The organism is Arthrobacter sp. ISL-69 (genome assembly GCF_018613775.1).
In the GTDB taxonomy this organism is placed as follows: Bacteria; Actinomycetota; Actinomycetes; order Actinomycetales; family Micrococcaceae; genus Arthrobacter.
On record NZ_JAGGPO010000015.1, the window covers coordinates 272,295 to 283,957 of the forward strand.

The 11,663-nt window shown below is 64.4% G+C and carries 9 protein-coding genes; 4 read left to right on the forward strand and 5 right to left on the reverse strand.

The window, feature by feature from the left end:
* Nucleotides 1-116: 116 nt before the first annotated feature.
* Nucleotides 117-365 (forward strand): WhiB family transcriptional regulator, encoded by a 249-nt coding sequence (locus J7I79_RS11065; protein ID WP_003804966.1) that lies wholly within the window; start codon nucleotides 117-119, stop codon nucleotides 363-365.
* Nucleotides 366-456: 91 nt separating this feature from the next.
* Here J7I79_RS11065 and J7I79_RS11070 read toward each other — a convergent pair whose 3' ends face one another.
* From J7I79_RS11070 to J7I79_RS11085, 4 genes are read right to left on the reverse strand one after another with little or no spacing between them, the layout of a single operon-like run.
* Complete coding sequence (locus J7I79_RS11070; RefSeq protein ID WP_104172261.1) at nucleotides 457-1,926, reverse strand: sensor histidine kinase; 1,470 nt, start codon at nucleotides 1,924-1,926, stop codon at nucleotides 457-459.
* Nucleotides 1,927-1,959: 33 nt separating this feature from the next.
* On the reverse strand, nucleotides 1,960-6,813 hold the full coding sequence (locus J7I79_RS11075) for an NAD-glutamate dehydrogenase (RefSeq protein WP_214953143.1): 4,854 nt from the start codon (nucleotides 6,811-6,813) through the stop codon (nucleotides 1,960-1,962).
* A 57-nt stretch (nucleotides 6,814-6,870) separates the two neighbouring features.
* A complete protein-coding gene (locus J7I79_RS11080; RefSeq protein WP_214953104.1) occupies nucleotides 6,871-8,181 on the reverse strand; it encodes a chromosome partitioning protein in 1,311 nt (436 codons plus the stop codon).
* Nucleotides 8,178-8,822 carry an SAF domain-containing protein gene (locus J7I79_RS11085; RefSeq protein ID WP_214953106.1) on the reverse strand — a complete coding sequence of 215 codons (645 nt, stop codon included), beginning with the start codon at nucleotides 8,820-8,822 and terminating at the stop codon, nucleotides 8,178-8,180. The genes J7I79_RS11080 and J7I79_RS11085 overlap by 4 nt, the downstream gene beginning before the upstream one ends.
* Before the next feature lie 156 nt (nucleotides 8,823-8,978).
* Here J7I79_RS11085 and J7I79_RS11090 point away from each other — a divergent pair, with 156 nt between their 5' ends.
* A complete protein-coding gene (locus tag J7I79_RS11090; protein ID WP_104172257.1) occupies nucleotides 8,979-9,194 on the forward strand; it encodes a helix-turn-helix domain-containing protein in 216 nt (71 codons plus the stop codon).
* A gap of 89 nt (nucleotides 9,195-9,283) precedes the next feature.
* On the opposite strand, the gene J7I79_RS11095 is transcribed toward J7I79_RS11090, so the two are convergent.
* Nucleotides 9,284-9,856 carry a hypothetical protein gene (locus tag J7I79_RS11095; protein ID WP_214953107.1) on the reverse strand — a complete coding sequence of 191 codons (573 nt, stop codon included), beginning with the start codon at nucleotides 9,854-9,856 and terminating at the stop codon, nucleotides 9,284-9,286.
* Between the two features lie 159 nt (nucleotides 9,857-10,015).
* Here J7I79_RS11095 and J7I79_RS11100 point away from each other — a divergent pair, with 159 nt between their 5' ends.
* On the forward strand, nucleotides 10,016-10,867 hold the full coding sequence (locus tag J7I79_RS11100) for a LysM peptidoglycan-binding domain-containing protein (protein ID WP_214953109.1): 852 nt from the start codon (nucleotides 10,016-10,018) through the stop codon (nucleotides 10,865-10,867).
* Between the two features lie 254 nt (nucleotides 10,868-11,121).
* Complete coding sequence (locus J7I79_RS11105; protein WP_214953111.1) at nucleotides 11,122-11,475, forward strand: Rv3235 family protein; 354 nt, start codon at nucleotides 11,122-11,124, stop codon at nucleotides 11,473-11,475.
* The last annotated feature ends 188 nt before the right edge of the window (nucleotides 11,476-11,663 follow it).

Sequence of the window (11,663 nt, forward strand, 5' to 3'; positions counted from 1 at the left end):
ACGCTTAATTCAGATGACCAAGGGGACCCGGCAGGGTCCCTTTCTTATGTAGCCTCTAGTGAATATTTTCACAAGTCGCTTTCAACGAGTTCCCAGGAATGGAGTGACTGATCAGCATGGATTGGCGTAACCGCGCAGCGTGCCTCGACAAGGACCCGGAGCTGTTCTTCCCAGTAGGAAACACCGGGCCAGCTCTCCTGCAGATCGAGGAAGCCAAAAGTGTGTGCCGCCGTTGTCCGGTGGTGGACACCTGCCTTCAGTGGGCCCTCGAATCGGGACAGGACGCCGGTGTTTGGGGCGGGATGAGCGAAGACGAGCGCCGCGCACTCAAGCGCCGCGCTGCACGCGCACGTCGCGCCTCCTGACCGGACAGACACTGCATTGGCCTAATTTAGGCAAATAGGAAAGCGGCCGCGGACTGTGAAGTCCGCGGCCGCTTTCCTGTTTAAGACCCTGCTACCGCTTTTGCAGGCTCAGGACGATCTGCACGGCGGTTCCGCCGCCCTCGCGGGGCTTCCACTGGATGCTGCCGCCGAGTTCACTGGTCACAAGCGTCCGGACGATCTGTAGTCCCAGACCCTCCACATGGGGCGTTTCCGGCAGCCCGACTCCATCGTCTGCCACAGTCACAGTCAGGAGCTCGTCCCCGTCATCGCCTTCGGAACGGTCGGCCAGAAGCCAGACAGTTCCGGTCCTCCCCTCCAGACCGTGCTCGACGGCGTTCGTCACAAGTTCGTTGATCACCAGGGCAAGCGGGGTGGCGAAATCGCTGGGCAGCTCTCCGAAGAGCCCGGACCTGGCCGTCTTGACCTGCTGGGAGGGTGAAGCGACTTCGGCAGAGAGACGGAACTGGCGGCCGATCAGTTCATCGAAGTCAACGCTTTGCGTCAGCCCCTGGGACAGGGTCTCGTGGACGAGGGCAATCGTGGCGACTCTCCGCATGGCCTGCTCGAGGCCCTGTTTGGCCTCATCGCTGACCATCCGGCGCGACTGCATCCTCAACAGGGCCGCCACCGTCTGGAGGTTGTTCTTCACCCTGTGATGGATCTCCCGGATGGTGGCGTCCTTGGTCACCAGTTCCATTTCGCGGCGCCGCAGCTCGGAGACGTCACGGCAGAGCACCAGGGCCCCGAACCGCTGCTGTTCGTCGCGCAGCGGGATGGCCCGAAGGGAAAGGCTGACCCCGCGGGATTCGATTTCGCTTCGCCACGGCATCCGGCCTGTCACTACAAGCGGGAGCGTTTCGTCCACCATGCGACGGTCCCGCAGCAGTCCCGCTGTGACTTCGGCCAGCGACCTGCCTTCGAGGGACTCCCCGTCACCCAGGCGCCGGAATGCGGAGACGCCGTTCGGACTGGCGTACTGCACGATGCCGTCTGCATCCAGCCGGATGAGGCCGTCACCCACACGTGGAGCGCCGCGGCGGGATCCGGTGGGCGACGCAAAGTCGGGCCAGAGGCCGAGCGTTCCCATCCGGAGCAGATCGTAGGCACACTGGCGGTAGGTCAGTTCGAGCCTGGAAGGCATCCGTGAACTGGACAGATCCATGTGGGTGGTCACAACGGCCAGGGTCCGGCCGTTCCTGACCATGGGCACAGCTTCGACCCTGAGGGCCATGTCGCTGCTCCAGTTGGTTTCGCTGGAGCGCTCAATCGTGCGACTGCCCCAGGCCTTGTCCACCAGCGGCTGCAGGTCCGACCTGATCCCCTCCCCCACGAAGTCGGCGTGGAACACCGTGTGCGTGGTGGAGGGGCGGACGTGGGCCAGCGCCACGTACCCGAACTCAGGATGCGGAAACCACAATGCCAGGTCAGCGAAGGCAAGGTCGGCGACCATCTGCCAGTCGCCAACCAGGAGGTGCAGCCACTCGGCATCCCCCGGCCCAAAATCAGCGTGTTCCCTGATGGGGTCCGTAAAGATTGCCACTACACCTCCAGATTCGACGCTTGGGACTGGTCCCTAGCGTCGGACGATTGACCTCAAGAGCCTCAATGCTACCGACAGTGACGCCATATCGTCCGCTTCGAGCGAGTTGACCTCGTCAAACATGCTCCTGGCACGGCCGAGCTGTTCGGCATTCAGGCCTTCCCAGTCCAGTACGCGGTCCTCCGCGGGGGTCCCGGACGGCGTCGAGTCAAGGACCGACGTCGTGATGTCCGAAATGGTGGAGTAGAGGTCATCACGCAGGGCAGCGCGGGCCAGCGCCTGCCAGCGGTCCCGCCTCGGGAGCTTCGTGATCCGCTCCAGGAGCGAATCCGCGTGGAAGCGGTCGAACACCGAGTAATAGACGTGCGCGATGTTTTCCACCGGCTCCGCGCTGACATGGGCGATCTTGGCGATGTCCAGCAGCACAAAGCTTTCGAACAGTTCGGCCCAGCGGTGGGCAAGGTCCTCCGGAAGTTCCCAGCTCCGGGCCTTTTCGAGCCACGAAGCCACGCGGGCACGGTCCTCTCCACGCAGGTAGTCGAGGAGGCGGGCACGCATCGGATCCATCAGCGGCTTGAATTCGCCCACGATCTCGGAGATCGGCCGGGAACCGCTGCCTTGGCTGAGCACCCACCGGACAGCACGGTCCAGGAGCCGTCGGATGTCAAGGTGGACGGTGCTCCAGTGCTCCGTCGGGAAGGACGCAGGCAGTTCGTTGAGCTCGCCCACCATGACGTCAAGCTCGTAGATTTCGCGGAGCGCAACGAAGGCCTTGGCCACCGCGGCTTCGTTGGCGGAGGTCTCTTCAATGGTGCGGAACGCAAACGTGATGCCGCCCAGGTTGATCATGTCGTTCGCCACGACCGTAGCGATGATCTCGCGCCGCAGCGGATGGGTGTCCAGTTCGGCGTCGAACCTCTCCCGGAGCTGCTTGGGGAAGTAGGACCGGAGGGTTTGCCTGAACCACGGATCGTCGGCGAGGTCGCTCTCACGCAGCGCCGTCGCAAGTTCGATCTTCGCGTAGGCCGCCAGAACGGAGAGCTCCGGCGAAGTTAGCCCCTGTCCCTGTTCCAGGCGTTCCCGGAGCGTCGCCGTTGTTGGCAGGGCTTCGAGTTTGCGCTTGAGGTCTGCGGATTTCTCCAGCCAGTCCATGAGCCGCTCGTAGCTGGGGCTCCACTCCGCAACACGGATGCGGTCGTTGAGGAGGAGGATGTTCTGGTCGATGTTGTCTTCGAGCACAAGCCGCCCGACTTCATCCGTCATGGATGCCAGGAAGTCCGCCCGCTCGGCGGACTCGAGCTTGCCGGCTGCGACCATCCGGTCAACAAAGATCTTGATGTTGACTTCATGGTCCGAGCAGTCGACGCCGGCCGAATTGTCGATGGCATCCGTGTTCAGGATGACTCCCTGGAGTGCGGCCTCGATGCGGCCGCGCTGGGTCATGCCGAGGTTTCCGCCTTCTCCGACCACCTTGACGCGAAGGTCGCGGCCGTCAACGCGGATCGCGTCGTTGGCCTTGTCCCCTACCTCCGCATGCGTTTCGGTGCTTGCCTTGACGTAGGTTCCGATACCGCCGTTGTACAGCAGGTCCGCGGGCGCCAGGAGAATCGCGCGAAGGAGCTCCGGCGGACTCAGCTCCGAGGTGCCGTCCGGCAGTCCCAGGGCCGCCCTGACCTGGTCGGAAACAGGAATGGACTTTGCCTGCCGCACGAAGACGCCGCCGCCTTCGCTGATAAGGGACTTGTCGTAGTCGTCCCAGGAGGACCGGGGCAGGTTGAAGAGCCGCTGCCGCTCGGCGTACGACACGGCCTCGTCGGGATTCGGATCCAGGAAGATGTGGCGGTGGTCAAACGCCGCGAGCAGCCGGATGTGCTTGGAAAGCAGCATGCCGTTGCCAAAGACATCGCCGGACATGTCGCCGACGCCCACCACGGTGAACGGCTCCGACTGCGTGTCGAGATCCAGTTCGCTGAAGTGGCGCTTGACCGATTCCCACGCGCCCCGGGCGGTGATCCCCATGGCTTTGTGGTCGTAGCCCACCGAGCCGCCGGAGGCGAAGGCGTCCCCCAGCCAGAACCCGTATTCGTCCGATAGGCCGTTTGCGATGTCCGAGAACGTTGCCGTTCCCTTATCGGCAGCGACGACGAGGTAGGAGTCGTTGTCGTCGTGGCGGACGACGTCGGCCGGCGGAACCACGGCTTCCCCGTCGGGAGTTGTGATCAGGTTGTCCGTCAGGTCCAGCAGACCGCGGATGAACGTCTTGTAGCTCTCCACGCCCTCCGCCATCCAGGCCGCCCGGTCGGCGGCGGGGTCAGGGAGTTGCTTGGCGAAGAATCCGCCCTTGGCGCCGGTGGGCACAATGACGGCGTTCTTGACTGTCTGTGCCTTAACAAGGCCCAGGATTTCGGTCCGGAAGTCCTCACGCCGGTCGGACCAGCGCAGTCCGCCTCGGGCCACCTTGCCGAAGCGCAGGTGCACGCCCTCCACACGGGGCGAGTAGACCCAAATTTCAAACATCGGGCGCGGGAACGGCAGGCCATCGATGGCGGCCGGATTCAGTTTGAAGCTCAGGTACGGCTTTTGCTGATAGAAGTTGGTCCGCAACGTGGCCTCGATGAGGTTCGCGAAGGTCCGGAGCACACGGTCCGCGTCCAGGGTGGCGACCTGTTCGATGGCGGCAGCCAACTCTGCACGGACCGACGCTTGGCGCTCGGTCCGAACATCGTCCCCGAGGGCGGGGTCAAAGCGGGCCGCGAACAGGGCACTGAGCGCACGTGTCACGTCCGGATTGGCCAGCAGCGTGTCCGCAATGAAGCCAAACGAATTCGTGTTGCCCATCTGGCGCATGTATTTGGCATAGGCCCGCAGGACCACGATCTGGCTCCAGTGCATGCCCTCGCGCAGGACCAGACGGTCAAAGCTGTCAGACTCGACGGCACCGGAAACGGCGGCGCCAAAGGCTTCCGCAAGCAGCTGGCCCGTTGCGAGCGGGGCCACACCGGCGGGGTACTTCAGGCCCAGGTCGTAGAGGAAGAAGTCCCGCTTGTCCGAGGTCTCGATTTCGAACGGCCGTTCATCGAGCACTTCAAGGCCAAGGTTATGGAAGTACGGCAGGATCTGGCTGAGGCTCTTGGGCTCCAGCATGTACAGCTTGACACGGGCGTCCTCTTCAAGGGTGGCTCCGGCCCCTTCGGGAAGGTACACGTGGACGCCGGGCCGCTCCGGCCGGCCCTTTTCGGCCAGCTCGGCAGCCGATCCGTACTTCTCGAAGCGGGCAATGTCCGTCAGGGCATCCTCCACCTCGTAGTCCACGCGGTAGCTGGCCGGAAAGGCTTCGGCCCAGGCCGAAGCAAGCCCCTTCGTGTCATCTTCCGGACCGCTGGCCCGCAGGACTTCCGCGATGCCCTCGCTCCATGATCGCGCAGCCCGGACAAGCCGTTTCTCCAGCTCTTCGGCGTTGACGTTACTGACGTCGACGTCCTTGGGCAGCCGGATCCGGAAGAACAGCCTGGCCAGCGCGGATTCGGTCATCCTGGCTTCGTAGTCGATGGAGACGGCGTGGAAGGTCTCGCGCAGTTCCTGCTCGATGCGGAGGCGAACGTTTGTTGTGTACCGGTCACGGGGAAGGTAGACGAGCGCGGACATGAACCGGCCGTAGATATCAGGCCTCAGGAACAGCCGGGTGCGACGCCGTTCCTGCAGCCGCTGGATTCCGGTTGCCGTCGCTGCGAGGTCGGAAACCTCGATCTGGAACAGCTCATCGCGGGGGTAGGTCTCAAGGATGCCCAACAGGTCTTTGCCGGAGTGGGAGTGCGGCGGGAATCCGGCCTTGCGCAGGACGGCTTCAACCTTCTCGCGAACGATCGGGATGTTCCGGACGGAGCCGGCGTAGGCGCTGGTGGCGAACAGGCCGATGAACCGCTGCTCGCCATTGACGTTTCCGGCGGCGTCGAAGCTCTTGACCCCGATGTAGTCGAGGTAGGCCGGACGGTGGACGGTGGAGCGGGAGTTGGCTTTGGTAATGACCAAAGCGCGCTTTTCACGTGCCTTCTTGCGGCCGGCAACGGTGAGGTGCTGGACGTGGTGTCCGTCCGCACCGCTGCGCAGCAGGCCGAGACCGCTTTTCTCCCGGAGTTCCAGGACGTCTTCCCCGGACTCGTTCACCAGGTCGTATTCGCGGTACCCGAGGAAGGTGAAGTTGCCTTCGTCGAGCCAGCGGAGCAGGTCCTGAGCCTGGCGCAACTCCTCGATCTGTGCAGGATTGGCCACGTTGTCCAGGTCTTTAGCGATCTGCAGCGCCTTGTTGCGCATCTTCGGCCAGTCTTCGACTGCTGCCCGTACGTCCCCGAGCACGCGTTCAATGCCTCCGATCAGCCGTCCATGCAATTCCTCGCTGGCAAGGTCGATCTCGACAGCGATCCAGGACTCCATGTGGGAGGCGTTGTCGCCCTGGGCTATCAGGTGCGACAGGCTCGGCATGGCGGCGGTATCTCCGCTGGAAATGCCGATGCTGGACGGGACCCTGTCCACCTTGGTCAGTTGAGCGGTTTCCCGGTTGCGTGTCACGACAAACAACGGGTGGAGGACAAGGTGGATTGCAGAGTTCTGGCGAACGAGCTCAGCGTTGACTGAGTCCACCAGGAAGGGCATATCGTCCGTGACGATGTACACGACGCTTCGGTCGGCTTCGTCCACGATTCTGATGTTGGCCGTGCCCGGAACGCGGACAGCGGCCACTTCGCGGTGGGTTTCAGCGCGGGCGGCCAGGAGGTCAGGCGAATATGCCCGGCCGTCCTCCTCCGCAAGGTGCTCGTAGTAGTCTCGGAGGTACCCTTCACGGGCTCCGAGTAAAACGGACTGATCCTCCACGCTGGACCCAGACGACATCGACAAACGCCTCCATCAAAAGTTCATAGCTGCCTCTTTGCAGCCCTTATGGCGAGCCTAGCCCTTTAGGCGACGCTTCGCTGTGGAAGTAAAGACAGAGGATCGGCGTTTTCGCTGGACAGGTGCACAAGCCAATTCTGCGATTGCCAGACGTAGTCCTGATTGGGGTGCAGCCTCGAGCAGGAGGCACCCGGACAAAAGTGCCGAGTCGCTTGCTGCGCTGTCCGATGGCAGGAACGCGGCGATTGCCGCCGCCGGCCCGTACCTTTCCCAGGCGTCCCTGAGCTGGCGTTCCGGTGACCTTCCGGCGGCCGAGGCACGGACCTTATTCAGGACTACCCGGGGAACCGCCTGCGGGACCGCGGCCTCAAGCTCGGAAAGGCCGCGGACGAGCCGCGGCACCCCGATGGAGTCAGCCGCCCCGACGGCATAGACGGTATCTGCCAGTTCGAGGCTCCGGAGGGTGGCGGCGTTCCTGCGCGGCGCCATGGTGTCAAAACTGAGTTCCTCGTCTGCCTCAAGGCAGAATCCGGTGTCCACGACGACGTAGTCCGCGATTTCCCGGGCTTTCTCAAACACGACCCCAAGGGCGGACGCGCGCAATTCCGTCCAGCGGTCCGCGCGCGTGATCCCGGTCAGGATCCGGAGCGTCCCGGATTTCAGGGCGACAGGTGTGGCAACCCTTAGCAGGGCGTCGGCATCCAGTTGCCCCAGGTCAGCCAGCCGGCAGGCCTGCGCCAGCCCCGCGGACTCATCCAGGAGTCCCAGCAGGCCCGCAACGCTCGCCCCATAGCTGTCAGCGTCGATCAGGAAGACTGAATTGCCGGCTGCAGCCAGCTCGCCTGCCATGTTCGCCGCCACGAGCGTCCGGCCGGGCGACCCTGCCGGACCCCAGACGGCAATAAGCTGGCCGGCGCCGGACGGCTCTGCTGAAACGTCGCTTTCCGCACCGGGCTGAGTCCGGATGGCCGCCCCCGTGTCCGCAAATCCGCTGTCACCCGCCTGAAATGGCTTGGGACGGGACCACTGCTCCACCGCGCCGGAAATCCGTCCGGCCAGCGCCGCTGAGTCCACTCCCGCCGGCGCCGCCGTGACGCCGATCGCCGTCAGCCTCGCGGTTTCCGATGCGCTGTCCGTCAGGGCAACGATCACGACGCCGACCGCGGCGAGCCGGTCCACCAGCGAAGCAGTCAGTTCGTCGCTGCCTTCTGCGACGACGGCCGCCCGGGCGAGGCCGCTTTGGCAGGCGGCCAGCAACTCCGTCAGTTCCGAGCACCTCCTGACGACAGTGACCGGTCCGTGCAGTCGTTCCAGGCCGCCCACCAGGTCTTCGCGTGACTGTCCGACCGTGACCACCGGGATGCTCATGGCGTCCCACCGCCAGGGTTCCAGACGACGGAAATCTTGGCTTTGTTCGCTTGGGCGCCCAGCAGCTTCGGCATCTGCTCATCAGTGACGAGCACCAGCACTACTGTGGACCGGGAAGATCCGAGCGTGGTTGTTCCCGGCGTGACTTCAGCAATTTCTGCGCCGGGAAGGAGTAGCTTCGGCTCGCTGAATCCGTTGCGGGCATCAGGCAGGGCGACCCAGGCGTCCACGCGCGAACCGGCAGCGGCCTGCTCCGGCAGGGTTTCGTCTATGGTGATTGCAACCGGCTTGCGGTTCAGAGCGTCGGGCTTGCCGAGGCTTGCCCGTGGCACCAGCTGGTCCGGGCCAATGCGCTGCACGGCGACCATGCCCTCGGGCAGTCCTGCTTCAGCGGTGATGTAGTGCGATTCCACGTCGCCAAGCCTGACCTTCACCCGGTTGACGTTCTCAGCCGTCAGCTTCTCCCCAACGGCTATCGGCCCTTTCGCCGCGTAAACCTCGGTGGTTTGGTCGGCAGCACCTACCAGGGACACAACACCCGCCACGGAGGCCAGGACCAGCAGGAATCCGAGCAGGAGCCGGGGATCCTTCCAGGACGGCTTCTTCAGCCGGACCCCTGCGGCTGTTGTGCTTGCACTCATCCGTGTTGCTCCCCCCATCGGTGCTGACCGGACTGCTTCATGCGCCGGACTCCCTCATTGTTACGGCAAAACAGCCGGATCGAAAGTCATAGGATCAAACAACGCCAAACTGTGGATAACCGCACCACTTGACGCCACTGGTGGCAAAATAGAACCATGCCCCGATTCCTAACCCTCGCAGACGTAGCCGAACAGCTGCAGATCAATTCCCCGGCAGCCTATGCGTTGGTCCGCAGCGGCGAACTAAAGGCCATCCAGGTGGGCGGCCGCGGGCAGTGGCGCGTGGAGGAAAAGATGCTGGAGCAGTACATCGAAGAGCGTTACGCGGAGGCGGACCGCATGATCCAGCAAGCGAAGTCCAAGTCCTCCTGAGACCTAAGTACGCCTGAGGCACGGACGCAGGCGCGCGCATCCCGCCCTGCCGCCAATTCGGCCTGCAGCCCGGCAACTGGGGTGTGCGTTCAGAGCTCGGCGCCGCGCAAGGACCGCAACGCACCGAGCGAGGCAAATGGAACCGTGGCCACCTGGCTGACGTTGGCCGCGCGGCGGGCCTCCCCCGGCCGGGTTACAGCCAGGTCGAAATAGTCCCGCCCCACGCGGTCGATGACACCGCTGAGTCCGGCTACCCCCTCCGCGCCGCCGATCAGGAAAACTGACAGACCAGTCCTGTCGCGCGCCAGGCCACGAAGTGCGCTGGCCAGGCCCAGTTTTCGCCGGACAGAGGATGGCTCCGCGACAGCGAGCCTCCCGAGGCCCTGATACCGCGAGACCGCAGCATAAGGAATCAGCACCTGACGATACGGATCGCTGAGCACCAGGCTCTCTGCGCCCACGTGGCTCAGCGTTCCGTCGAACACTGACCCGGACGCCAGATGGACACCAACCCTGAGCCCGAAGGATCCGCGCAACCTGTCGGCCAGTTCCACACCTGCCACGTCCGCCCGCGACCGCTCAGCGATTTCCGCTTCGAGCTCCAGCCGGTCAACTGATGCCAGCTGCGCCTCCATGTCATCAAACAGGGCATCCCAACGCATGCCGCAAATCTAGGCCTGCTCGGCGCCGGGGTCAATTCAATGCCGGACCCCGGGACGAAAAAACAAATCACTGGACAAAACCCGGAGGGCGGGTTCAAACTTTACTTACATACATCAAACAACATCAAATCGTATCAAACAGCTTGGAGGAGTAGGATCATGAAGGGTTCGCAGCGAAGACCACTTGGCTCGGACGCGGCATTGGCAGCAGCGATTCTTCTTCTGGGTACTCTCCTGGCGGGGACGGGCGCCTCGCTGGTGGAGCGGTGGCAGCGGTCAGCGGAGAGGGGCCAGTCGCTGGCCTTTGAAGACCTGCTGGGAATTGCCGTCAACACGATTGGACTCATCATCGTGGCTTGGTGGTTCTTGTCGATGCTGATCGCGCTTGCCTCCGCCGCCCTCGAGCGCACCGGCAACGGCCGGGCAGCGGAAATCACCGGCAAGTTCAGCCCGGCATTCATGCGCCGGCTCGCCCTCGCCGCAGTCGGTTTGCAGCTGCTGGGCGCACCGCTTGCCCATGGCGCCACGGACCCCGGGGTGCCGCCGCCGAGTCCAACATCCGGCACGGCCATTGCTGCGGTATGGGCGCCAACGGAACAGGCAGGTGGGGGAGCCAGCGCGCTTCCGTCAGAGCCGGCCGCACTCACCACCGCAGTGGTTGGCGGGGTAGGCGGTACAGCATCCATTTCCGTTTTGCCGGCGACCTCAGCGTCCGGTGACAGCCTGGATCCACAGTGGAAACCAAGCGCACCCGTCGTGGATCCAGGTCCGCTCGCGGCTCAACCCGTGAGGTCCGCACGGCAGCAACCAGCCTCGGCCGGCCCCGTCACAGTGGTGGCTGGGGACTCGCTGTGGAGTATCGCAGCCAGGGGGCTGGGCGGCTCCCCCGCTTCTGACGTAGACGTCGCCTTGGAATGGCCACGTTGGTATCAGGCCAACAGGGCCGTCGTTGGAGACAATCCCGATGTCCTTCTCCCGGGCCAGGTTCTCCGGCCACCGTCCAGCTCATAGTCCGCGGCCGGCTTCGAGCAGTCTTCAGATATCCGTCATCAATCAGAGGAAACGTCATGAGCGCATTGCATTTGGTCCCCTCATCTCCTGCGACGGGCCGATCCGATCCGGGTGTTCCGCCGGTCCGCGGGCTGACGGCGGTCCCTGAACCGGCCAGCATCCCGCCTGCGGGTCCGCGCCCTGCTGGCGCTCCTCCCGCGCCGGGCCCGGCCGGCCCGGCTCGATCGGCCGGTAACCTGCGGACCCTCAAGGCTGTGAGTGAGAGCAGGGAGGTTTGCGCGATCGCCCGCGGTACCGTGCAGGCCGCCATCGAAGTACTGGCCGGAACGCGTCCGATCCAGCAGCTCTCGCGGCGCCTGGACCAACGCTGCCTGGCCTCGCTCCAGCACCGGGCCGCGCTTACCCGCCGGCTCGCGTCCGGGTCCTCACCGACGGCCGGCCGCCTACACCGTAACCCGGCTGTCCGGTCGGTCCGCGCCTGCGAAGTCGCGGACGGCATCTACGAGGCAAGCGCCGTCGTGGTGGACGAACTGAGGGTCCGCGCGGTGGCAGTGAGACTTGAGCGCAGCAACCAGGTATGGCGGGTAACGGCGCTGGAAATCGGCTGACTCATCAGCTTTGAGCCGACTCGCGCCGCCCTCCGCCAATCCAACTGTCCGGACAAGAGTGGATACAGGTAAGGGCCGGAACAATTGTTCCGGCCCTTACCTGTATCTCAGCTGGCTGCGGTTTCGGCAGTCATCAGTTCCTAGCGCTTCTTCTTTTTCGGCGCCTGCTTCCGGGCACCGTCCTGGGC